Genomic DNA, 24976 nt, shown 5'->3' on the forward strand with positions numbered 1-24976 from the left:
GCCTTTATCTGCTGCTCACGGGAATTATATGGGGTTTTTTCGAGACAGGGTTTTCGTAAACCAGGCATACTATATCATACACTTCTTCAATAACCTGATAAGTCAGAACTTCTTTAGGCGTTCCGCCGCATACAATGCGCCCGCCTTTCAGAAGATAAACGGTATCACAGTATTCGGCTGCCAGATTCAGATCGTGCAAAACGGTAACAACGGTAAGCCCCTGCTCATGGGCAAGCCTTGTTATCGTTTCCATTATTGAAAGCTGGTGGTGAATGTCAAGCTGGGATACCGGCTCGTCAAGGAGGATAATCGGGGTTTTCTGGGCAAGCGCCCTTGCTATTATCACGCGCTGCAGCTCTCCTCCGCTTATGGATCTTATGCTTCTGTCTTTAAGATGACTCACACCTGTGGTTTCAAGCGCCCAGCGGACAATTTCCCTGTCTTCTTCCGTCTCGTTTGAAAAGCCTTTTATATGCGGTGTCCTTCCCATCATAACAATGTCTTCCACGGTGAAGTCAAATTCTATATGGGTGCTTTGCGGGACCAGCGCAAGTTCCTTTGCTATTTCCGCCGATGTCATTTTGGCTATGTCTTTGAAGTTGATATACACCGCGTTTTTCTCAGGTTTTAAAATTGATGCAATATTTTTAAGCAGTGTGGTTTTACCCGAACCGTTAGGGCCGAGAAGGCCGTTGACCGTGCCGGGTTTGAACCGGGCACATATANNNNCCAGAACCTTTCTGTCACCATAAGAAAAATTCAGGTTCTCAACACTGACCGAGCGCTCCATTCACATCACGCTCCTTTTGCTGCGAATAAGAAGCGCTATGAAAAACGGAGAGCCAAAAACCGCGGTAATTGCTCCAACCGGGATTTCGGCCGGAGGCGCGATTATTCTCGCCAGAGTATCGCAGATTACAAGGAAAGCTGCACCTCCGACAATTGAATATGGCAGCAGAATTCTCTGATCGGATCCTACAACAAGCCGAAAAACATGAGGTATTATTAATCCGACGAATCCGATAATACCGCTGGTTGAAACACAGGCCGCCGTTATCATTGAACATACGGCAAGCAGAATTTTCTTCACCTTTTCAACCTCTATTCCAAGGGATTGCGCCGTCTCCTCCCCGGTGGAAATGACATTCAGCTGTCTTGCATACAGTAACAGTATTGTAATCCCGATAACCAAAAAGGGAAAAAGAATTAATATCTTATTCCAGCCTGAAGTTGTAAACGAGCCCATCGTCCAAAGAATGATATAATCCATGCGATCCCTTCTGAATACCATGATAAGCTGAATTATCGCGCTGTTCATGAAGCTTACCGCAGTTCCCGCCAGAATCAGGACGGTGGGTGATATTTTGGAGCCCGTCCTTGAGATATTATAAACAACCAAAATAGTTGACATTGCCCCCACAAATGCGGCAATGGCCGCAGAACCCATACCGAAAAAAGTTGTATTCGCCCCGATTACAATCGCAATTGTTGCACCAAGACCGGCTCCCGAAGATATACCCAAAAGCCCCGGTTCTGCCATTGGGTTCCTGAAAAGGCACTGCATTGTCGACCCAACGGCGGCAAGCCCTGCTCCGACCAGCATGGCAAGGATCACTCTTGTAAGCCTCAGTTTCACTATGATGGTTACGGCCGAATCGGGTATCCCGTCCATGCTGATGCGGTTTTCCATCCCGGGGATATGATGCAGAAGTATTCTGAACACGTCTCCATACCTTATATTCGCTGTTCCGAGAAAAAGCGACGCGGCCGCCACCAGAACCAGCAGCGCAGATAAAACAATCAGAAATATGCCGTAAATTTTTTTTGTACCTGAAAACACAATAAATCATCCCAGTCAGGTAAAATTTTGCTTGTTGAAAATCACTTAAAATTAAATAACAAAACACTGTCCTCGCCCGTGCAATAACCTGTTTCTCCTTAATTTGCCGGACTGTCCGGCAGGCTTTCGGAATGGAAAATCTCATAAAGCTTCACAAGCCCTTCGGCAAGCCTTGGCCCCTGGCGTTCAAGAAGGTTCACGTCTATTGCATATACTCTGCCTTCCCTTACGGCAGTGAGATCTTTATAGCCGCTGGTTTTCTCGAAATATTCCTTCGCATCCTCGGCCCCGATGATTATGTCGGGATCCTTTTCTATTAACTTTTCAAGGCTGTATACCCAACCCGTTGTATCCGCCGCTATGTTATCGCCGCCTGCCATTTCAATCATATCGGATATGAACGTTTCTCCCGTTGCCGTATAATCTCCGTATTCACCGTACCCCACTACGTAATATACCGAAGGCCTTTCTTTTCCTTCCGCTGCCTTTTGCACCGCTGAAACTGTCTCTTTCATTTTGTTTATGACTTTTTCCGCCTCTTCGCCTGCATTAAGGATTTTGCCTATCAGCTCAATGATCTCATATGTGCTTTCAAACGACTGCACCTGCGTCAGGAATACCACATTAACACCAAGCTCCTTGAGTTTTTTCTCGTTTTCTTCGGTGTTGAGCGAGGAAGCGAAAACCACATCGGGTTCGAGGGACAGTATTGTTTCAAAATTCCATTCATAAAAATCCCCTACAACAGTTACATTACTCACATCCTCCGGGTAATCACACAAGGCTGTCCTTCCCACCAGCCTGTCCCCCTTACCCAGCGCATAAATAATTTCGGTGATATTGGGGCTTAACGAAACCACTTTTTTCGGCTCTTCACCGAATTTAACGGTATTTCCCTTAGAATCGGTTATCTCCAGCGGATATACCGTGTTATTTTCAGTCTCCGGTGTTTGCTGCAGGCTTTCCCCTGCCATTTCCACAGGAGTGGGCATTGCTGTGTTCAAGCTTCCGGAATTATTTGTCTTTCCGCATCCAGCTGTCAGGAATATAGTCAGCAGAAAAGACAATAAAATAAGACCTTTTTTCATAATTGATACCTCCTTCAGATTATGATAAAGGCCCTTAAAAATTTAAAAACCTTTCCCACAAGCGCAAGGAAAGGCACATAATTGCAGTACGTCACTGCAGACCGTAGCGGGGCCCATCGCTCGTAGTACCCGTCACACCTATTACAGGCAGGTCTTCTGACTTGGAATCATCGGATGCATTCGCCTTCCCATCTTTCGACAGTGGCATTGTGAATGCACCCTCATCCTCACAGCGGCGTGACCGTCCGGGATTTTCACCCGGTTCCCTATTAAGTGCTGTACGCACACCTGCAATACATATATTGATTTGTCATTTTATCATGTAAGCTGTAAAATTTTAATTTTATTATAAATAAAATGTCACCGCATGTAAACCATTGTTTCTAATTTTTTACCATTGAATATACAAGCCAGATTAAAAGCGGGAGAAAATAAAATACGGCAATCAGTATCCAAATGTATGCAAGACGCCTGTTCTGAAAATTTTCCGCCGCATTTTCCATTTCTTTCGCGGTGGCGTCATCACTTTCACCGGTATTCTTATCGTTTATAAGCTCCAAAGCATCTTTGTAACATTCTTCCGGAACATAAATATCCACGCCGTAAATATTCATTCCCATGGATATATTAAGATATCCGCCGGCTTCTCTATGTTTTTTCAGAACCGGTATGCCATAGGCATCCAGCAGGGATTTGTACACGTCATATTCACGCTCATCCGCTGCCGTTAGCAAATACACTTCCCTGTTCTGTTTTTGTTTTCTGTCATACGGTACCGTTTTCATAAATTTCACCTGCAAATGCAGTTTTTTCAATATAATTACAAATTATACACGGCGTATGCGTGAAGGCACGAACTTTTTCATTAAAACCCCCGAAGTGTATAAAATAAGGCATTTAACGGGCAGCATTATCAAAGATTTGACAATGCGCGTAAATACAAGCACTTTGAAAGCCTCACCCGTCATAATGCTCAGCCATACCGGGTTTAGCACTAAATCTACAACAGGGGTTATCGTAACGACAGCAGCAATAACCCGTTTCAGCGTAATTTCCTTTTTATAGAAAAACATGCCATACATAAAACCAACAATAAAAGCATTTAAGGTAAAGCCCGGAAAAAACGGTCCCACCGGGTTTATAGCCCAGCCTATCACATCGCCAAGGGCTCCGGTTAACCCGCCTGCTACAGGGCCAAACAGCATCGCCGCCCATGCTACCGGCATAAAAGTAAAGCTGATTCTGAGCTGATTGGGGATAATGTAAATTCTGAGCAGTGAAAGGACTCCGTAGATAGCTATAAATAATGCCACCAAAACCAGGGAATAAACATCTTTCAGAAAAGAAAAAACATCTTTTTTTTCCATAAAAAAACCTCCTCATGAATAGCTTTTCTTTCCGGCCGTCGGTTTCCCGGCGACCTAACGAGGTAGATAAATTTGCTACATGAAGAGGATTTCATCCCTCATGTAGCAGCGGGATGCGGCGCCTGTACCGCAAGCCTTCCGGCTTTTCGTCCGGGTGTCAACTCCCCGTTCACCCGGCACTTAACGCACAAACGCCTACTCTGCTAACGAGAGACCCGTTATTAAATTTATTACCTCATTATTTGCGTCAATTATAAAACTTTTATTTTCACTTTTCAATACACAAAATGTATAAATTGTCGCCTAAAAGCAAAAAGTGATTTCCGCAAAAAAACGGAAATCACTTTTAAAACCAGAATGGTTTTATTCTTCCATTGTTTCAAGCATTTCTCTCAGTGTGTTCTTAATAATGTCATTTGAAAATCCTTTATGAGCCAGAAAGAATTTTATTTTCATCTGTATCTCGGGATCGGTGATATCATATTTTCCAAATTTCCTTTTTGCAAGGCGATAGGCAATAAGGGATTCGTCAACTTCGAATTCGGACAGTACTTCCTCTATAATACCGGGCTCAACTCCCTTTCTTTCAAGTTCATAAGCCAATGCCTTTTTAGACTTCGGTTTCAGTTTTAGGCGGTCGGAAATATACTTGCTGGCGAAAATTCTGTCGTTTATGTATCCCATTGATTTTAGCTCCAGTACCGCATTTTCCACCACAGTTTCATCAAAACCAAGCCGTATAAGTTTCGTCCTGATTTCATATTCTGTTTTTTCCCTTACTGCAAGCATTCTCAGTGCGCGCTGCTTTGCAAGCCTGACATTAATCTCTTCCCGGATCTTTTTTACTTCTTCAGGAGTTATTTCCTGTTTTTCATACAGATTCAGCCTGAAATATTCTTCTTCCGGAATGGAAAAGGCATAGGAATTATCTATGTAAATCTGTATCATTCCAGGATTGTTTTTATGTTTTATCGCAGCGGTAATTGTCATCTCAACCTCACCCTGTTTTTTGTAGAAATTATACCATATGTAAACAAACCCCCGCAAACTTACAAAACTCCAATAAAAAAAGCTTGTCTTAAAGACAAACTTTTTTGCCTGCGGTCAATAAAAGCTCAGGTAATATCGTTTATTTTACACCTCATCATCATCCGCCGCGTGGGATCCTATGCTCTGTATAAAAGCTTTGTCATACTGAGCGCGGATTTTGGCTTCTATTTCCCTGCAAATTTCAGGATTCTCCTTCAGGAACTTTTTAACGTTTTCACGTCCCTGACCAAGCCGCTGGTCATTATAGGAAAACCAGGCACCGCTTTTCTTGATAATATCCAGTTGGACAGCTATGTCCAAAACATTTCCTTCTTTAGAAATACCTTCACCGTAAATTATGTCAAACTCAGCCTCTTTGAACGGAGGAGCCACCTTGTTTTTGACAATCTTAACCCTCGTCCTGTTTCCTACCGGTTCGCCGCCTTCTTTCAACGTTTCGACTTTTCTGACATCCATGCGTATGGAAGCATAAAACTTCAAGGCTCGTCCTCCAGGCGTAACTTCGGGATTTCCAAACATAACGCCTACCTTTTCACGTAACTGGTTGATGAAAATGGCAACTGTTCTGGACTTGCTTATGACACCCGATAGTTTTCTCAACGCCTGCGACATCAGCCTTGCCTGCAACCCCACATACTGTTCTCCCATTTCACCGTCTATTTCGGCCTTCGGAACAAGCGCCGCAACCGAATCTATAACAATAACGTCTATGGCTCCGCTGCGTACCAATGCCTCCGCGATTTCAAGCGCCTGTTCACCTGTATCGGGTTGTGAAACAATAAGGTTTTCTATATTTACTCCCAGCGCTTTTGCATAAACCGGATCCAGCGCGTGCTCGGCATCTATAAAAGCTGCTTCGCCGCCGGCTTTTTGTGCCTCTGCTATTACATGCAACGCAACGGTGGTTTTACCTGATGACTCAGGACCGAAAATTTCAACAATTCGTCCTCTTGGCAGACCGCCGACCCCCAAAGCGATATCCAGCCCCAATGCGCCGGTTGGTATTACATCAATATTCATATGGGCGGCTTCACCAAGCTTCATTATGGCGCCCTTCCCAAACTGTTTCTCTATCTGGCTGAAAACCATCTCAAGAGCCTTTTTCTTTTCCTCACTTGCCATAATATAACCTCCCATTGGAGGCAAAAGAACTGCTCCCAGCCCTTTCGCCGAACATCTGTTCTTTATTATAATGTATATTTATATAAAAATCAATAGGATTCCATTAGTTATTGTAAAATTTTTCAGAAGTTGATTAACTGCAGAATATATACACTATATAAATAAAAAATGCCCCCACTTTTCCGGGGGACAAATTAACAAGTCAAATTCAAATCATCCTTTTAAACCGGTAGTTGCTATGCCTTCAACAAGATATTTCTGGAAGAATATAAACACCATTATAAGCGGCAAAAGCGATATTGTACCCATTGCCATCATTGCGCCCCAATCAGAAGAACCTGCCGGATCCGAAAACATTCTGAGCGCCAGCGGAACCGTATAAAGTCTCGGTTGATTCAAATACAAAAGTGCTGCAAAGAAGTCATCCCATCTCCAGCAGAATGAAAAAATCGTTGAAGTAATAATCGCAGGTCTCATCAAAGGCAGAATAATCCTGAAAAATATGGAAAAACGGTTGCAACCGTCAATTTTTGCCGACTGATCAAGTTCCGCCGGTATTCCCTGAATAAACTGTATCATCAGAAAGATAAAAAACGGCTGTCCAAGAAACTGTGGAACAATGATAGGAAGATAAGTGTTAACCCATCCCAGCCTGTGGAATAAAACAAATTGCGGAACCATCAAGACTTGATAAGGCAGCATCATTGTAATAAGCATCACAGCAAACCAAAATTTTTTACCTTTAAATTTAATCCTTGCGAGTCCGTAAGCAACCAGTGCCGATGAAGCTACTGCGCCAATGGTGGAAATAATACTCACTATAAGCGAATTTTCGATAAAATGCCCGAAAGTTAACGTACCAAAACCATTCCAGCCATTTACATAGTTCTCAAATCTGAAAGTTTTCGGAATCAAAGAAGCAGTCAGACTAAATATCTCATGATTATTCTTGAAGGATGCAAAAAACATCCAGATTATCGGATATAGCATAAATAGGCCGAATATGCTTACAAAAAAATGGTAAACTGCATTCAAGACGATTGCCCTTTTTTTCACGAACATTATTCCTCCTTAGACTCATAATAAACCCATGATGAAGACGTCTTAAAAGCCAATGCCGTCAAAGCACCGATAATAACCAGCATAAACCAAGCCATAGCCGATCCGTAGCCCATACGATAATATCCAAAGGCCTGCTGATACAGGTACAAGGCATACAGCAGCAAACTGTCAAGAGGCGCTCCCGATCCGTTGGAAATAATAAAAGTCTGTGTAAATGTCATAAATCCTGTTATCGTTTGCATAACAAGATTAAAAAATATAACCGGTGAAAGCATGGGTAACGTAATTTTGAAAAATTTCTGCACGGGTTTTGCACCATCTACATCAGCCGCTTCATAATAAGTTCTTGGTATTTGTTTCAATCCCGCAAGAAAAATCAGCATGGATGATCCGAATTGCCATACTGCCAATAAAATAAGCGTTAATAAAGCCGTATCAGGATTACCTATCCAGTTGGTATCCGAATAGATTCCAAAAAGCCTCAATATGGCATTGACCGCTCCGGTATCGCTGAATATTCTTTTCCACAGTACTGAAACAGCCACACTTCCTCCAAGAAGAGACGGTATATAATAAACGGCCCGGTAAAGTCCGGTTAATTTCGTTGTTTTCGAAAGAATCATGGCTACCAGTAATGCAAAAATCAGTCGCAGCGGCACCGAAACAACTACATAAAGGCATGTAATCCCGAAAGAATGCCAGAATTTCGGATCTTCAATAAACATCTCCTTATAATTTTCCAACCCTATAAACCTGGGTGATGAAAGGAGATCATAACGGGTAAAAGAAAAATAGAAAGATGAAATAATCGGATAAAGCGTAAAAGCGAGAAAGCCGATAACAAACGGCAGGATAAATATATACCCGACCACATTGTCATTGTCAGTTATTTTCCCGAGTTTCCTTTCTTTTTTTGACTGCGCTGTGTTCATATTTCAGTTTACCCCTTTGTTTTTTATGATCACGAAACTATAATTCTTAAACCAACTTTACCTTAAGATAAGTATTTTATCGCCGGCTATTATTCTGTTACAGACATAATAGCCGGCTTACCCTAAACTACCCGATTGAACCTGAGGTATTACTCTCCTTTGGCAAGAATTTCATTTGCTTCTTTCATAAACTGTTCTGCCGCGCTCTTCGGATCAAGCTTTCCAAAGGCAACCTGATCAAACAGGTTTTTCGTAAGAGTCTTAACCTGGCTTGCAGCAGAAGGATCAGGAGGATCTATCGGGCTGGTAATTTTATCAACATTGTTAACTTTATTTATGTATTCAAAAGTTTTTGCCACAGCTTCAGAAACGTCATTCTCAATTCCATCCCTTACCTTTCCGGCCACAGGCACGCCGCGTTCTGCAAGCAGAATCTTGTTGGCCCCCAGATCATTTATAAAGAAACTAACGAATTTTACTGCTTCGTCTTTATTCTGGGAACTTTGAGTTACAGAGAAGAAACACGAAGGTTTATTATACAGTCCCATCTTTTCTGAACTTTCTTTACTCAAGGGCAGACTTATCAATTCAACATCTCTTCCGGCGGCATTAGCTACAGCAACAAACTGGTTACTCCAGCCCGAACCCATGAAGGCCTCACCTTTCGTGAACGGTAAATCTTCTATAGCCGTACCTGTCGGAATCTTATCAGGCGAGATATATACTCCTGATTTCGTCAACTCATATACAAGACTGAAAACAAATTCCGGAATTGAAGAATCTGTAAAACCGAGGGATTTTTTATCTTCACTGTACATTGAATATCCTTTTTGTCTTGCGATATATTCTATCAGGAACTGCGGATCGGTATGGAACAGCGATTCAGCTTGTTTGCCTGTGGCTTCATGAACCTTTGTTAAAATATTCTTATAATCATCCCACGTCCATGACGAATCCGGAGGATTCACACCTGCCGCTTCAAACACCGCAGGATCATAATACAAACTCAGCACATTAGACCCGAGCGGAATACCGTACAGGCCGTCATTAATTCTTCCGCTTGCAAGAATACTTTCACTGATATCAGATACGTCCAGCAATCGGTTTTCGGTATATGGCTTCAGGTCTAAAAGCAGGTTTTTGCTTACATACTGATCTATATAGGCATAGTCCATCTGAATGACATCCGGCAGGCTGTTTGCTGATGCCTGCGTTGCGAGCTTCTGCCAGTAGCCGCTCCAGTCGACATATTCCCCTTGCAGTGTTACATTTGGATTTTTCTCATGATAAAGATCCATAACCTTCAGTGTACCTTCGTTCCTGGTCTGATTTCCCCACCACGCAATTCTAAGTTCTATATTTTTGGTCCCTTCATCTTTTGCCTTTTCATCCGAACCTCCAGGAGCAGTAGTTACCGTTGAACTGCTCTGGTCGCTCTGAACGGAACCGCCGCATCCCGCCAAAGTTAAAACCAGCATAAGCACTGCAAGTATAATCACCGCAGTCTTTTTCATTTTACTCATCTCCTTTGTTTTTTTTGTTTTTATAGCACCAGGTGCGATTATATTTTAGAAAGGATTGATAAATCATTTAATAAAAAAAAACGTCAAATTTGTTTAAAAAATAGTGTTTGTTATAGCTTTTCAGACATTCGAAAACGGAGGGGGGGTAATCGACGATAAGTGGTATTCAGTGCTTTTTTTAATTTTTCGGCCGATTTATATATTCCGTAGGGGTAAGTCCTGTATACTTTTTAAATACATGGCTGAAATATTGTGGATTGTCTCCAAGTCCTACTTTTTCGGCTACTTCGTATACTTTGTCGTTCTGATAAAGATCCAGCAGTTCCTTTGCTTTTTCCATTCTGATTCTCATAACGAACTGGGAAAATTTTTCGCCTGTTTCCCTATTGAAAAGCTTTCCGAGATACCCTTCATTCATGAACAATTTATTTTTCGCGAGCCATTTAAGGCTCAGATTATTATTGTCAATATTTTCATATATTAGTTTTATCATCTTTTTTACAATATGATTATGCCTTCTTATAATACCATTGTAATTTTCCTGACTGAGCCTCTCAGCAGTTTCCGTAATATATTTCTGGATCTGATCAATAGTGTCCATTTTCCCGATTTTCAAAATTCCTTTGGAATTTATTTCCGTCTCAGGATTCCGGTGCTGACGAATTAGCGACAGATAGAGTTCCATACAATATGTTTTCGCCACACTTACATTTATTTTACTACTTCTTAATTTATCAAAGAATTTGCCTATTTCGTCCTTTACTTCTTCTGTATTTCCGCTTTTTACCGCTATATTAATTTTATCATAATTGAAAATGAGGTCTTTAAGTTCGTAATTACAACCTTTTTCTGTATCTTCCCTGATATCATTCTTTGTTATAATTATTCCTTCACCTAAATAAAATGTGTACTTCAAGCATTCGAGCGCATCCTTATATGCATACGGGATATCTTCAAAGTTCACAGCATCACTGTATGAAACGGTTATTTCCCTTCTGTCATAGTAGCAGTAAAAAATTTTTACGGTATTAATAAATTCAATTATCTTTTCAATACTGACATCATTAACCAGAACCAGCACCCGTTCATCAATTATCGTGCTAAAATATACCATTTCATTTCCGCCATGCTCGTTGATGGTATTACTTAAAGCCAGAACTTCAGCAAATGAGTAATTCCCCTCCAGCTGAAACAGTATTAGCCTCATCTTTTTCCTATCAATTTTAAGCAGATCGCAGTAATAATCCATTTCTTCTGTGGTGTATGGCCTGTCCATAATAAAGTCACGCAAAAACTGTTCTTTTACAAGTGGCAGAACTTTTTCAAGCTTTTCCTGATTCCGTCTTAAGAACTCGTTGTATCTCTTTTTTTTCTCCAGTTCACTGTGAACATCACTCAGTGCTTCCATAATTTGGTTTTCATTACACGGTTTAAGCAGATAATGCCGTACTCCGTATTTCATCGCCTCATTTGCATAATCAAATTCTCCGTACCCTGACAATACGACAAAAATTGTTTCCGGATAATCCTTTTTCACTTCCGCCATCAATTCAAGTCCGTTAAGTGCAGGCATTTTTATATCTGTAATAACCACTTCCGGCTTATATGTCTTTATCATATGCAATGCCTCAATTCCGCTTTCAGCCGCTCCAATCAGCTCGAACCCACAATTTTTCCAATTAATTAACGACGCTATTCCCTCCCTGATAATCCGTTCGTCGTCAACCAGCAGCACCTTGTACATCCACGTCCCCCCTTGTATACGGAATAGTAACTCGAACTTTCGTACCCCTTCCAACTTCACTGGAAATGTGAACCCCGTACCGGTTGCCAAAAAGAAGTTTTATCCTGTCATCAATATTTTTCAGCCCAATTCCAAATCCGTTCGGCTTTATTTGTCCCTCATTCATTTTTTTTACTGTCTCCGGATCAATCCCGGGACCGTTGTCTTCAATAGTGATATCCAAAAAATCGGGCATCTGAACAAAAGAAACCCTTATACAGCAAGTTCCCAACATTTTCTCAAGACCATAATTGATCGAATTTTCCACAATGGGTTGCAGTGTCAGTTTAGGTATTTTTAGATCCTTCAGTGTATCAGGAACATACAGTTGGAAGTCCAGTTTCTTATCATAACGGAACTTTTGTATGACGATATAGCTTTCAAGAAGCCTTATTTCTTCTTCCAGCCGTATAACACTTTCCTTGCTAATAGCTCCTCTGAGAAGGGTTCCCAATGCCTCAACCATTCTGGATATATCTTCCTGGTGATTTACTTTTGCCATCCAATTTATAGTTTCCAGCGTATTATACAGAAAATGAGGATTAATTTGAGCCTGTAATGCCCTCAGTTGGGCATCTTTCAATACGATTTGCTTAATATAGTTTTCCTCAATCAGTGCATCAATTTTCCTAATCATAATTTCAAAATCACGATGCAGCTGGCCGATCTCATCATGCCTTTCCGGCTCGGTAAACGCATTATCGGGTATCTTAAAGTTTCCGCTCTCGATCTGCTTTATCTCCTGCGTCAGTATTTCCAATGGTCTTGTCAGATTCCATGCAAGCTTTCTCCCTGCGATAATTGTCAATAAAAAAATAAGAAAATACACAAGCAATACAATTGTTCTCATAAATATCAAACTTTTAAAAATCTTATCATACGGAATAATACTGACATATGTCCAACCGGTATAGTCCGAGACGTTATGCGCCAAAAAAAGTTTCTCGCCGTTTATTTTCTTTATTTCATATCCGGAATCCGATTTAAAAGTCATCATGTCTATTTCATTATCCGATAATTCTTTGGAGGAGAAAATCAAACCTTCTTCTGATATAATTGCAAGTATCGGCTCGTTGTCTTTGGATGAGGATAGATATTCATTTGCTATGTCTCCGATGTCGTACCTTATAATTACCGTTCCCATGTATTCCAAACTAAGTGCATGAATTTTGCGGATAATTCTTGCAATCATAATACAATTTTCATCATCCGGGGGTTTTAATATAACGCTCTTACCCTCAGCCGCAACAGCCTTTTCAATGACAAGATTTTTAACCTTTTCGTCAATTCCGAAAGGGGAAGCTCCGCGGTTATACTGCCGATTCTGCGTATCTACAAAACTAACGCTCTGTATATTGTTGTCCTGAAATGAATATGTCACCAATTGCTCTAAAAGTTTACTTAAGTGTTCACTCCTATTATAATCGGAAGAAGCATGCATCATCATATTTGCATTTTCCTGTATATTGGAATCAGTGGCAATATTATAGGTTAATGTTTCAATCTCCCTTATCTTTTTTTCTATGCTGGTTGTGGACAGATTCAAGACCTGTGCCGCCTGGGAATACACCAGACCGTTATAAATATTAAATGTAACCTGCATGATGAGAATACCTATGGATAAAGCAATGAAAACCTCTACAAACAGAATGATGAATATTTTTTTTCTAATCTTCAGATTCCGGATTATTGACTTAAAATTTTCATAATACTTTTTGAATCTCAAAAAATAGCCCGCTGTATTACAACAGTCATTTTCCTGCTTTATGTCCGGCATTCAGGTGCCCCCCTTATTAAACCCTAACACATTAAAGGGCGGAAGAGACATGGAATAAGACAGCTAATTCTCTTATTCACATATAATCATAAAAAGACTGTTTGTTGTTTTTTACCCACCATTATTATAGTCGTTCACTCTAAATCATTCAATATTGCTGATAACTGCAATAAGATTATAAAAAAACAAAAGGTCTATCTTTTTTCTCAAGTTTTCAAACAATTCTTTTCTTAATATTCTTTATCCTGAATCTCACATTTTTACCCTTCGTTAAGAATTTTGCAGCATGTAAGATCACAGAAGCCAGAATTTTTCTGATCTCATCAATTTTAAGCCAAACAGAGGTTACAATAAAAACCAGAAAGGCAGGAATAATTCTTGCGCATAACGACAGTATTTCCAATATTTTCCTTCCCACTGAAAAACTTTCAGCGGTGGGAAAGGGAATTATAAGCTTGCAAATCCATAACGTAATGCCTGATATTACCGTAACTACCGCAGTTTTTGCAAGGAATGTGATATTCTCCGGAATAAGCTCAATCCCGGTTTTTCTGGAGAACATAATAATCAGAAGAAAAGCGTTAATCATCACCGTAATGACGTAGGCCATGGCAGTTCCTATGGCGCCGTAGTCGGTATAATTCACAAAATATAAATTGGCGCATATATTTACTCCTATTGTCCCCAAACCTACAAGCAAGGGCACGCGGGTATTCTGTATGGAATAAAATGCGCGGTTAAGGATAACAACAACCGACTGGAACAGCAATGCAGGAGCATATGCCAGAAGAGCCAGGCCGTTCATTATCACTTCATAGTTCGACATATATCCCCATTTAAACAATATCTGCATTATTTCCCTGTTGAGAACAATTAAAACCATGGTACTGGGAATGCATAACGCCATTACCGTCCTTAATCCAGTATTTAAAACCCGTTTGTAATTCTCTTTTTCTTCCAGGGCATACTGGGATGACAGCGTGGGTAGCATTGCTACGCCAAGGCTCTGGGCAAAAATGCCGAGCGGCAGTTGCCATGTCCGGTTTGCATTATTCATCATTGTCACACTGTTCTGCGCAAACCGGGTGGAAAAACTTCTTGATATGATGGCGTTAACCTGAACAACCGCCGATGCTGCAAGGGACGGAATGGCGAGCTTTATAAGTCTGATGAAAGTTTCATCCTTCAAATACAGTTTAGGTCTGTAAAGCCTGAAATGTTCCCATATACATAACAGCTGCACTAAAAAATAAATAAATGAACTTATCATTACCCCTACGGTAGTAAGCTCCACGCTTCTTGCCCCAAAAGCAATAATGCTAAGCATGACGCACAAATTATACAAGACAGGGCCAAAGGAAGCCGCGGCAAATCTGTTGTAGGCATTCAGAATCCCGTTGCACTGTCCCGCAAGCATCATAAAAAGGGAGGACGGCAAAAGGATCCTCGTAAGCTTTACAACCAGGTTGAACTTTTCGGTTCCCGGTTCATATCCTATAGCTACAAGGCTTACAAACGCAGGCGTGAAAACATAAAAAATAATACTTAATAAAAAGAATGAAATGATTGTTATGTTCAGAAAGGTTCCTACAGCTTTCCATCCGTCTTTTTCGTTGCCCTTTGAAATGCTGGATGACAGTATCGGAATTATTGCAGCCGCAATAGCACCGCCTACCAGAAGCTCAAAGGTAAGGTCCGGAAGGGAAAACGCTACGAGGAACTCATCCGAATATCCTTTAGGCGACATTATGTTTTTAATCAGTACCGTGCGTAAAAAACCTGTTATCCTGCTGAGAAATGTCGCAAACATAACCAGCGCGGCAGTTCTTGACAGGCGTTTTTCTTCACCAGTTCCCAATCCGCAGTCCTCCTTCTTATCTCTGCTCCATGCCGAGTATCAGCCTTCTGAGCATATCCAGTGCATTCAGGCATGAATCATTTCTGATCCGTTCCCTGTTTCCCGACAGCTGAAGCTTTTTGCATACAATATTATCATTAACGTATGCCGCAATATAAACAAGGCCCACAGGCTTTTCTTCCGTGCCACCTCCCGGTCCTGCAATTCCGGTTATTGCAACGCCTGCCGACGCTCCGGTTTTATTTTTCAGCCCGGTAACCATTTCCACCGCAGTCTCTCGGCTTACCGCACCGTATTTATTGAGCGTATCCCATGAAACCCCTAAATCCTCAGCCTTTGCCCGGTTTGAATATGTGACGTAACCGCGCTCAAAAACCTCGGACGAACCCGGAATATCGGTAATTTTACCCGCCAGGAGGCCTCCCGTGCAGGACTCTGCCGTTGCCAAAACCAGCCTGTTCTCTTTTAGAAGGTTAAATACTACCTTTTCCAACGGTTCTCCGTCCTCAGAATAGACAAAGTCCCCCAGCCTTGATTTAATTTCGCCAACCACAGGGCTCAGCAACGCCGCAGCCTCGTCATGATTCGAACAGCAGGCCGTAACCCTTATTGTAACTTCGCCCTGTGAAGCATATGGAGCTATCGTCGGGTTACTCTGATTTTCAATTAAATCCATCAGCCGGGTTTCAATATCCGATTCCCCTATGCCGAAAATTTTCAGCATTTTTGATACAAGCATTATTCCAGTTTTCTGCCTAAGATAATTGAAAACCGTTTCGTCAAACATCGGCTGCATTTCTTTCGGCGGTCCGGGAAGCATTATAACCATCTTTCCGCCGTCTTCTATTATGCAGCCGGGAGCCGTCCCGTTCGGGTTGGGAATTACAATGGAATTCTCAGGCAAATACGCCTGTTTAATGTTTATCTCCGACATTTTCCTGTTTCTTTTTTCAAAATAATTTTTGATTTTTTCAAGAATATCCTCATGAAGGACAAGGTTTCGGTTTAACGCCCTCGAAATTGTCTCTTTCGTAAGGTCGTCCTTTGTGGGTCCGAGACCTCCTGTGGTAATAACGATATCCGAACGGCTCAGTGCTCTTTTCAGCGTTTCTTCCAGCCTTCCGGCATTATCGCCGACAACGGTATGAAAATATACGTTTATTCCCAGTTCCGCAAGCCTTCTTGATATATACTGGGCATTTGTATTCGCAATCTGACCCATTAAAATCTCGGTTCCCACCGCAAGTATTTCGGCTGTCATAGATAATCACCTTCTATGTGCATTGTTTCATTGCCGTATTAAATCATGCATATTTTCTTTATTTCACTCCAGACTTCGGAATAACCCATTTTCCTGGTTGCTGAAACAGGAATGACCGGAACGCCCGGCGCCAAATCCAAAGTCCGGCGTATTTCGTTAATAAGCCTTTGATGATGTGATCTGGAAACTTTGTCGGCCTTTGTTGCAACAATAATATGGGGTTTTCCCATTGTGATTATCCAACGGTACATGATTTCGTCCAGTTCAGTCGGCAGATGCCTGATATCCACCAGCATTATAATACCACACAGCTGGCTTCGATTGTTCAGATAAGTTTCAACAATTTTTTCCCACCTTTTCCTTTCACTTTCCGAAACCTTTGCATAACCGTAGCCCGGAAGATCAACCAAAATCAGCTTGTTTTCAACATTAAAAAAATTAATCACCCTTGTTTTTCCGGGAGTATTCCCCACTTTTGCAAGGGATTTCGATTTTGTAAGAAAGTTGATCAGTGAAGACTTTCCCACGTTTGATCTTCCAACCATGGCTATTTCGGGAAGGTTTCCGTTCGGATATCCTTCGGGACTCACCGCAGTAGCGATATGTTCAGCATTTTTAACGTTCATACCCTGATGTCACCCCAAATCCTTTCCTATCCTGCATTCTGCTTTTTTCTCAAATCCATACCCTTTTTTATCATTTCCCTTGCAAGTTTGGCGGTATTTGCACTTTCGTCACCGCTTAAAAGCCTTGCCACTTCTTTTTCCCTGCCTGCGCCGTCCAGCTTTTCCACCCTCGCAACGGTTCTTTCACCTATCGTTTCCTTGCTTATTCTGTAATGAGCCTTGGCAAGGCTTGCAATCTGCGCATGGTGCGTTATACATATCACCTGGTGTTTTGCCGAAATTTCAAGCAGCTTTTCACCTACTTTCAGAGCCGCTTTTCCGCTTACACCTGTATCAATTTCGTCAAATATCAGTACGCCGGTTTCATCAACGTCGGCGAGAATGGTTTTAATGGCAAGCATTATTCGCGCCATTTCGCCGCCCGAAGCAATTTTGCTCAATGGTTTTAACCCTTCCCCGGGGTTTGGAGAGATAAGAAATTCTATTGCGTCAAGTCCGTTTTCGGTATAATTCCGTGAATCGTCAAATCTTACTTCTACCAAAAACTCGGCTTTTGGCATTTCTAAATCCTTAAGCTGTTCGGTAATTTTGACTTTTAGTTCTTCTGCAGCCTTAACCCTCATATTATGTATATTTTGAGCTTTTTTATACAAAAGATCATCCAGCTCGTTTTTTTGCCTGCGCAGTTCGGCAAGCCGGCCTTCCACGTCAGATACCTCTTCCAGCTTTTTCTTCGCGTCTTCCATGTACAGGATAATCTCTTCCACGGTGTTTCCGTATTTTCTTTTCAGATTTTCAATAAGCGCAAGCCTTTCCTCCACTTCCTGCTGCAGCGCAGGATCGTAATTTATTTCCTCCCTCTTATTCCTTATTTTTCTCGCTATTTCCTCAAGCCTGTCAGAAATTTCCACAAGGGTTTCGGATATTGTTCCGAAATCGGGATCAAGATCGGCAATATTGTTCAGTGCCGCCTGAGCTTTCTGAACCTGCTCAATGGCGCCGGGCACCAGCTCGTCTTCACCGGCAAGACACGTGTAAGCACTGTTAAAAGCTTCAATTATTTCCTCAGCATTTGCAAGTAGCTTGCTCTGCTGCAAAAGCTCAATATCTTCCCCTTTTTTCAAATTCGCAGCCTCTATCTCGTTAACCTGATACCTGTAAAGGTCCTCCAGGCGTGCCCGTTCCTTTTCCTTTTCCGTAAGCTCGCTAATTTTTTTCTCAATTTCCCGGTATTTTTCAAGAAGCTCCCGGTATTCCTCCCTTTCCTTAAGAAGCCCGCCGCCTGAAAACTTGTCCAGGTAATCAATCTGCGCCTGATTCCTTAAAAGCGACTGGTTGTCATTCTGCCCGTGAATGTCTATTAAATACTCCCCTATCTCCTTAAGCTGTGCCACCGTTACCAGACTGCCGTTAACCCTGCAGATGTTTTTGCCTGAAGTAGTAAACTGGCGGGAAACAATCAGCATACCGTCTTCCCCGCCGTCTATTCCCATATTGTTTAACACCCCACAAAGCCTTTCGGGGACCTGGAAAACCGCTTCGACCTTCGCTTTTTCTTCACCGGTGCGAATAATGTCCCTCGATACCCTACCTCCCAAAAGGATGTTAACTGCATCTATCAGTATCGATTTTCCCGCCCCCGTTTCGCCGGTCAGTATATTAAGCCCGTCCTCCAGCTCCATCGTAAGCTTTTCTATAATTGCTACATTTTCAACCGAAAGCTGGACAAGCATCAGTTAATCCCCCTTTTTTAAAAGAGAGGTAAACCTTTCCTGCATCTCCTCGGCTATTCTTTCAGCACGGGTCACTACCATAATCGTATCATCTCCGGCAATTGTACCGACAATCTCGGGCCAGCCCAGAGAATCAATTGCGGAAGCCACCGCCTGGGCCATTCCGGGTAAGGTCTTAACAACAAGGATATTATTGGCATAATCGCTGGAAACATACCCTTCCCGAAGTATTGTCAAAAGCCTGTCGCTGATTACGCTTGAGTCATTGCTCATTGCCTTGTACCTGGCCTTCCCGTCGGGACTTGTAACCTTTACGAGCCGCAATTCCTTGATATCCCTCGATACCGTTGCCTGGGTAACGTCCATACCGTATTCCTTCAGTTTTGCCACAAGTTCATCCTGGGTTTCAATATCATAATTTTCAATTATTTCAAGAATCTTAGCGTGCCTGTTGTATTTCATAGGCTTCTCCTTTCATCTTTACTGAAATAACCTGGATTTTACAAATTGGCAAATTTTATATCCATAAACTGTTTCATTCAGTGGATTGGCTTTAAAACCGGATCATGAATCTTGGCTCGTAAAACATCAAAGAAATTAATATCCTTAAAAGAAACAAATTTAATATCTTTCGGGGCCCTGGTAACGACAATTTCATCCCCCGCCGCCACTCTGAATCCCTCCTGCCCGTCCATTGTTAAAATTGCGCTGTCGGCGTAATCGTCGTTAATTATAATTCGCAGCTTTCTGTCGGGGCTTGTGATAAAAGAGCGCGAATACAGTATGTGCGGGCATATGGGGGTTGTAATCATCATTTCCATGTCAGGCTGGACAATGGGGCCGCCGGCCGACAAATTATAAGCCGTTGAACCGGTCGGCGTCGACACAATAACACCATCCCCCGGAAAAGAATCCACAAACTGATCGTCTACAAACACATGAAGCCTTATAATTCTCGACAGCCCGTCCCTGTTTACCACCGCATCATTAATGGCAATACCCTCAAAAACGGCTGAATTATCCCGAAAGACCGTTGCCGAAAGCACCATACGGTTTTTAATTTCAAAGTCTTCATCGGCCAGCCGCTTAACCGCCTTTTCTATTTCGTTAATCTCCACGTCTGCGAGAAATCCAACAGTACCAAGATTAATTCCGAACAGCGGAATATCATGGCTATATGAAGTCCTCGCCATATTAAGAAGCGTTCCGTCCCCACCAATGGAAATTAAAAAAGAGGACATCCCCAGCATTTCTGACTCCGTATACCCCTCACGCAGTCCCAAATCGTCCGAGATTGATCTGGGCAAAAGGGGAGTCATTCCGTATTTCAGGATTAAATTAACAATTTTACCTGTAATTTTAAGCTCTTTGTCCTTTTTTCTGTTTACAAACAAACCGATGTTCTTCCGTCCCATTGGCAGTTTCTCCTCTATTGACTAATTCTATTATACAGTTAACCCGAATAAAAATACAACAGAATAAAACGAGGGTTCATTTAAGTTCGGCATGGGCTGCCTTAACAACCTCATCAACAGGCTTAAAATCATGCTCTTCCAAACTCCTGGCGATATACAGAAGATATTCTATATTGCCTTCAGGTCCCTTTATTGGCGAATATGAAAGACCTTTTACTGTGAAACCAAGCTCTTTTGAAAAGTCAATTATTTTCCCAATAACTTCCATGTGAACGGCAGGATCTTTTACAACCCCTTTTTTCCCAACCTTTTCCCTGCCCGCTTCAAACTGTGGCTTAATAAGGCAGACCATGCTTCCGCCGTGTTTCAGCAACTGCTTTGCGGGAGGTATGATTTTGGTAAGTGAAATAAACGACACGTCAGCAGTGGCAAAATCCACGAACTCACCAATATCTTCAGGTTTGACATATCTGAAATTTGTCCGCTCCATCACCACCACCCTGCTGTCGTTTCTCAGCTTCCACGCAAGCTGGCCGTACCCCACGTCAACGGCATAAACCTTGACCGCACCGTTTTTTAACATGCAGTCGGTAAAGCCTCCGGTCGAAGCTCCTATGTCAATACATACCTTTCCGGTCAGATCAATGCCGAATTCACTGAGCGCCTTTTCAAGCTTTAACCCGCCCCTGCTGACATAAGGAATAGGGTTTCCCCTTATTTCCAGTTCGGCTTCGGTATCAACCTGAAAACCGGGCTTATCCTCAACCACTCCGTTTACAAGCACAAGACCTTCCATAATTGCCCTGCGCGCTTTTTCGCGGCTGTCAAAATATCCTTTGTTAACAAGATGTATGTCAAGCCTCTCCTTTGCCATTTACATATCTCCTCTGCTCTTCAGCCTTTTAAGAACCCTTTCCGCCAGACTTTTGGAATCAAGGCCATACTTATGATACAAAAGTTCCCTCTTTCCGTGTTCTATCGGTATGTCCGGGAACGCAGCCACTTCAACGGGGATGTTCATTCCCGCTTCGTTAAGTTTAAACAGGGCTATGCTCCCAAAACCTCCGCTTTTTATATGGTCCTCAACCGTCATAAGCAGACAGGTTTTCTTTAGCGATTTACACAGCAACCCGGTATCAAAAGGTTTTATAAAACGATAGTACAAAACATCACTGTGTATTCCGTATTTTTCAAGTTCCTTTGCCGCCTCAACGGCTATCTCCAGCATATGCCCGGTGACTGCGATGGTAATGTCTCCTCCGTCCATAATCTTGACGGCCTTTCCAAACTCTATAGGAATGTCGGGCGCCAGATTTCTCTTCCCCTGCCCTCTCGGATATCTGATCGCAATCGGCCCTTTTCCATCCTCCACCGCAAACTCGAGCATTTTCTCCAGTTCGTCATAATCGGCGGGTGACATTATGGTTATATTCGGCAGTGTTGAAAACAGCGCTATATCATATATACCCTGATGGGTTTCCCCGTCGTCACCCACAATTCCCGCCCGGTCAACGGCAAAAATAACATTAAGATTCATCAGTGAAACATCGTGTATAATCTGGTCATAAGCCCTTTGCAGAAAAGATGAATAAACTGCCACAACGGGTCTCAGTCCTCTGATGGCCAGCCCCGCGGCCATTGTGACGGCATGCTGTTCGGCAATCCCCACGTCAAAAAAGCGTTTCGGGAATTTCTCACTGAAAAGACTAAGCCCTGTTCCTTCAGGCATTGCAGCCGTTATAGCCACAATTTCTTTATGCTTTTCGGCCAGTTCCACAAGTTTTTTGCCGAAAACTTTGGAAAAACTTCCGTTGCTTTCAGACAACACCTTGCCCGTTTCCACGTCGAACGGCGAAACGCCGTGGTACTTCTGCGGTTTCTCCTCAGCAGGGGAATAACCTCTGCCTTTTTTGGTGCAAACATGTATAAGAACTGGTTCCTTCAGGTTTTTGACTCTCTGGAAAACCCTGTACATTTCCGATATATTATGTCCGTCCAGCGGTCCGTAATAATGAAACCCCAGTTCTTCAAAGAAGACACCCGGAAGTAACAAATATTTCAAAGAACCTTTTACCTTATGCAAAACCTTTCTGGCCGATTTACCAATAGCGGGTATGTTATCTACCAGGGTCTGGAAATCGGTTCTCACCTTATAGTAAATGGGTTCTGTCCGTATTCGGCTGAGGTAACGCGACAAAGCCCCGACGTTTTTTGATATGGACATTTCATTGTCGTTCAGAACAACAATTAGGTTTGTTTTACTGTTTCCGGCGTCGTTCAGCGCTTCAAAGGCCATGCCTCCTGTCAGCGCCCCGTCGCCGATTACCGCAATGACATTGTAATTATCCCCCATCAGATCCCTTGCCCTGGCCATACCAAGAGCCGCCGATATGGACGTTGAACTGTGACCGGTATTAAAACAGTCATGCTCACTCTCGGTTATTTTTGGAAAACCCGAAATGCCGCCCATCTGTCTGATGGTAGCAAGTTGATCCCTTCTTCCGGTCAATATCTTATGCACATAGGTCTGATGGCCTACATCCCATATTATTTTATCCCTCGGCGACTGGAAAACGGTATGTAAAACAATGGTCAGTTCAACCACGCCAAGGTTTGAAGCAATATGCCCACCCGTCTGGGATATTTTTTCGATTAAAAAACTCCTTATTTCCCCGGCAAGGGTTTGAAGGCAGCACATTTTCAGGTTCTTCAAATCTTCAGGCCCGTTTATGTTCTGAAGGACTCCCGCCGAACACAAACAAATTTTTCCGTCCAATTGAGTTTCCTTCTTTCAACCTTAAAATCCGAAGCAAATTTGCGAGTTCCGTAATTGTATATTTTACTAAAGGATAAAAGTTAAATCAATTCTTTACTGCCATTTAATGGAACATGAGAAACGATTCTGCGACGGTCACTCTGAGAAGATGAAAATAAGCTAAATATAATTACTGAGCTAATTTAAAATTATGCCGGTTATAATTCCCAATGCCGCTCCGGCAACTACCTCGATAGGGGTGTGCCCCAAAAGTTCCTTTAACTGTTTATCAAGCTGTATGTTCTCATGGGAATTTACAAGCTTGTTCAGAACTTCGGCCTGCTTGCCCGCCGCCCTTCTTACCCCGGCTGCGTCGGCCATAACGACAAGTGAAAAAACAACCGCCAGTGCAAAAATATCCGACGTAAACCCGTTATGTATGCCCAGTATGGTTGCCAGCGACACAGTAAAAGCGGTATGAGAGCTCGGCATTCCGCCTGAGCCTATCAATTTTCTGAAATCAAGCTTTCGGGTTTTAACATAATTATGAAAAAATTTAATGCTCTGGGCCAAAAACCAAGTCAGTACAGGTGTGGTAATGGCTCTGTTACTCAGAACATCGGTGAAAAATTTCAGCATCGCTCACCTCATCAGGCTAATTTCTTCTTTCGGCGATATAATAAGCAATTTCCTTAAGAAACCATGCTCTTTCCCCAAACACATCCAAAGACTCAACGGCTTTCCTCGTAACTTCCCGAAGCATTTCCTTTGCCCCGTCCAGACCATACAGCGACACATAGGTTGTTTTCCTGTTCCTTTCATCGCTCCCTACGGGTTTGCCCAGCTCCTCGATTGTGCCTTCCACATCAAGGATATCGTCCCTTATCTGGAATGCGATGCCGATATTTTCTGCATATTCGGTCAGGGCTTTTATTTTATCCTCCGAAAGTCCTAAAAAAACAGCCGGAACAATTACGCTTGCCGTAATCAGGGCCCCTGTCTTCTTTCTGTGCATGGTTTTCAGCTTCGTGGCAGAAACCTGCGTGCCTTCAGACTCCATGTCAATGACCTGACCCGCAATCATTCCGTCCCGGCCTGCGGCCCTGGCAATTATACATGAGGCTTTAACCCAGTGTTCCATTTTGTCCCCCGCATTTGCCGAAGCCTCAAAAAGAAGGGAAAACGCCTCATTCAGCAATGCATCACCGGCAAGAATTGCCATGGCCTCGCCGAACACCTTATGATTTGTTAATTTTCCGCGGCGGTAGTCATCGTTGTCCATTGCAGGCAAGTCATCATGTATAAGCGAATAAGTATGAATCATTTCAATGGCCGCGGCAAAAGGCATCACTTCCTGAGGATCCCCGGACAACATTTTTGTCACGGCCAGCATTAAAACAGGCCTTATTCTTTTTCCACCCGCCATTACACTGTAGCTCATGGATTCTACAAGCCTTTTTTCGGGCACTTCTCTATTCAGTCTGTCAAAATACTTAACCAAATAATCATCAACCAGCGTGGTTAAATTCCTCATTTCTTCCTTAAAATTCATTGTTCTTCCCCCGGTGAAAAAGGTTCTTCCCTGCACTCGCCGTTAGCATCGATAAGTTTTACAATTTTCTTTTCGGTCTCATCAAGCTTTTTGGCGCAATATGCCGATAACTCAACGCCCTTCTGGAAGAGTTCCAGAGATTTTTCCAGAGGGATATCCCCGTTTTCCAAAAGCCTAACAATTTCCTCCAGTTGCTTTACGGCCTCTTCATAACTTAAATTCAGTTCCATTT

Annotated in this window: 23 protein-coding genes and 2 riboswitches; all 23 genes read right to left on the reverse strand. The window is 42.5% G+C overall.

Annotation, left to right across the window (positions count from 1 at the left end; genetic code table 11):
• Positions 1 to 4 precede the first annotated feature (4 nt).
• The 23 genes from CST_RS10420 to xseB all read right to left on the reverse strand — a co-directional run bounded on the left by CST_RS10420 (position 5) and on the right by xseB (position 24974).
• Positions 5 to 790 carry a heme ABC transporter ATP-binding protein gene (locus CST_RS10420; RefSeq protein WP_015359867.1) on the reverse strand — a complete coding sequence of 262 codons (786 nt, stop codon included), beginning with the start codon at positions 788 to 790 and terminating at the stop codon, positions 5 to 7.
• Positions 791 to 1840 (reverse strand): FecCD family ABC transporter permease, encoded by a 1050-nt coding sequence (locus CST_RS10425; protein WP_015359868.1) that lies wholly within the window; start codon positions 1838 to 1840, stop codon positions 791 to 793. It lies immediately after the preceding gene.
• Between the two features lie 98 nt (positions 1841 to 1938).
• Positions 1939 to 2928 (reverse strand): ABC transporter substrate-binding protein, encoded by a 990-nt coding sequence (locus CST_RS10430; RefSeq protein ID WP_015359869.1) that lies wholly within the window; start codon positions 2926 to 2928, stop codon positions 1939 to 1941.
• A gap of 129 nt (positions 2929 to 3057) precedes the next feature.
• Positions 3058 to 3235: riboswitch (cobalamin riboswitch) on the reverse strand.
• 76 nt (positions 3236 to 3311) lie between these two features.
• Complete coding sequence (locus CST_RS10435) at positions 3312 to 3713, reverse strand: putative signal transducing protein (RefSeq protein ID WP_015359870.1); 402 nt, start codon at positions 3711 to 3713, stop codon at positions 3312 to 3314.
• A 42-nt stretch (positions 3714 to 3755) separates the two neighbouring features.
• Complete coding sequence (locus CST_RS10440; RefSeq protein ID WP_015359871.1) at positions 3756 to 4295, reverse strand: folate family ECF transporter S component; 540 nt, start codon at positions 4293 to 4295, stop codon at positions 3756 to 3758.
• 104 nt (positions 4296 to 4399) lie between these two features.
• A riboswitch (THF riboswitch) is annotated at positions 4400 to 4500 on the reverse strand.
• A 158-nt stretch (positions 4501 to 4658) separates the two neighbouring features.
• Positions 4659 to 5342 carry a regulatory protein RecX gene (locus tag CST_RS10445; RefSeq protein WP_015359872.1) on the reverse strand — a complete coding sequence of 228 codons (684 nt, stop codon included), beginning with the start codon at positions 5340 to 5342 and terminating at the stop codon, positions 4659 to 4661.
• 87 nt (positions 5343 to 5429) lie between these two features.
• Entirely contained in the window at positions 5430 to 6467 is a 1038-nt protein-coding gene (gene recA / locus CST_RS10450) for a recombinase RecA (protein ID WP_015359873.1), read from the reverse strand.
• A gap of 213 nt (positions 6468 to 6680) precedes the next feature.
• On the reverse strand, positions 6681 to 7529 hold the full coding sequence (locus tag CST_RS10455) for a carbohydrate ABC transporter permease (protein ID WP_015359874.1): 849 nt from the start codon (positions 7527 to 7529) through the stop codon (positions 6681 to 6683).
• Positions 7529 to 8461: a carbohydrate ABC transporter permease gene (locus tag CST_RS10460; protein WP_015359875.1), complete on the reverse strand. Its 933-nt coding sequence runs from the start codon at positions 8459 to 8461 to the stop codon at positions 7529 to 7531. The genes CST_RS10455 and CST_RS10460 overlap by 1 nt, the downstream gene beginning before the upstream one ends.
• 149 nt (positions 8462 to 8610) lie before the next feature.
• Positions 8611 to 9975: an ABC transporter substrate-binding protein gene (locus CST_RS10465; protein WP_015359876.1), complete on the reverse strand. Its 1365-nt coding sequence runs from the start codon at positions 9973 to 9975 to the stop codon at positions 8611 to 8613.
• 187 nt (positions 9976 to 10162) lie between these two features.
• Positions 10163 to 11728 carry a response regulator transcription factor gene (locus CST_RS10470; RefSeq protein ID WP_015359877.1) on the reverse strand — a complete coding sequence of 522 codons (1566 nt, stop codon included), beginning with the start codon at positions 11726 to 11728 and terminating at the stop codon, positions 10163 to 10165.
• A complete protein-coding gene (locus CST_RS10475; RefSeq protein ID WP_015359878.1) occupies positions 11706 to 13544 on the reverse strand; it encodes a sensor histidine kinase in 1839 nt (612 codons plus the stop codon). Before CST_RS10475 ends, CST_RS10470 begins: the two co-directional genes overlap by 23 nt.
• A 214-nt stretch (positions 13545 to 13758) precedes the next feature.
• Positions 13759 to 15402, reverse strand: a complete 1644-nt coding sequence (murJ, locus tag CST_RS10480; RefSeq protein WP_015359879.1) for a murein biosynthesis integral membrane protein MurJ — start codon at positions 15400 to 15402, stop codon at positions 13759 to 13761.
• 16 nt (positions 15403 to 15418) lie between these two features.
• Positions 15419 to 16663, reverse strand: a complete 1245-nt coding sequence (locus CST_RS10485) for a competence/damage-inducible protein A (protein ID WP_015359880.1) — start codon at positions 16661 to 16663, stop codon at positions 15419 to 15421.
• Positions 16664 to 16701: 38 nt separating this feature from the next.
• Entirely contained in the window at positions 16702 to 17289 is a 588-nt protein-coding gene (gene yihA / locus CST_RS10490; RefSeq protein ID WP_015359881.1) for a ribosome biogenesis GTP-binding protein YihA/YsxC, read from the reverse strand.
• A 26-nt stretch (positions 17290 to 17315) separates the two neighbouring features.
• Positions 17316 to 19022: a DNA repair protein RecN gene (gene recN / locus CST_RS10495; protein WP_015359882.1), complete on the reverse strand. Its 1707-nt coding sequence runs from the start codon at positions 19020 to 19022 to the stop codon at positions 17316 to 17318.
• Between the two features lie 3 nt (positions 19023 to 19025).
• Complete coding sequence (locus CST_RS10500; protein ID WP_015359883.1) at positions 19026 to 19484, reverse strand: arginine repressor; 459 nt, start codon at positions 19482 to 19484, stop codon at positions 19026 to 19028.
• 77 nt (positions 19485 to 19561) lie between these two features.
• A complete protein-coding gene (locus CST_RS10505; RefSeq protein ID WP_015359884.1) occupies positions 19562 to 20437 on the reverse strand; it encodes an NAD(+)/NADH kinase in 876 nt (291 codons plus the stop codon).
• A gap of 76 nt (positions 20438 to 20513) precedes the next feature.
• Complete coding sequence (locus CST_RS10510) at positions 20514 to 21311, reverse strand: TlyA family RNA methyltransferase (RefSeq protein ID WP_015359885.1); 798 nt, start codon at positions 21309 to 21311, stop codon at positions 20514 to 20516.
• Positions 21312 to 23213 carry a 1-deoxy-D-xylulose-5-phosphate synthase gene (gene dxs, locus CST_RS10515; protein ID WP_015359886.1) on the reverse strand — a complete coding sequence of 634 codons (1902 nt, stop codon included), beginning with the start codon at positions 23211 to 23213 and terminating at the stop codon, positions 21312 to 21314.
• 177 nt (positions 23214 to 23390) lie between these two features.
• Positions 23391 to 23831: a divergent PAP2 family protein gene (locus CST_RS10520; protein WP_015359887.1), complete on the reverse strand. Its 441-nt coding sequence runs from the start codon at positions 23829 to 23831 to the stop codon at positions 23391 to 23393.
• Between the two features lie 16 nt (positions 23832 to 23847).
• Positions 23848 to 24744, reverse strand: coding sequence for a polyprenyl synthetase family protein (locus CST_RS10525; protein WP_015359888.1), 897 nt, complete (start codon positions 24742 to 24744; stop codon positions 23848 to 23850).
• Positions 24741 to 24974, reverse strand: a complete 234-nt coding sequence (gene xseB, locus CST_RS10530; protein WP_015359889.1) for an exodeoxyribonuclease VII small subunit — start codon at positions 24972 to 24974, stop codon at positions 24741 to 24743. Before xseB ends, CST_RS10525 begins: the two co-directional genes overlap by 4 nt.
• Positions 24975 to 24976 lie beyond the last annotated feature (2 nt).

The organism is Thermoclostridium stercorarium subsp. stercorarium DSM 8532 (assembly GCF_000331995.1).
Taxonomy (GTDB): domain Bacteria; phylum Bacillota; class Clostridia; order DSM-8532; family DSM-8532; genus Thermoclostridium; species Thermoclostridium stercorarium.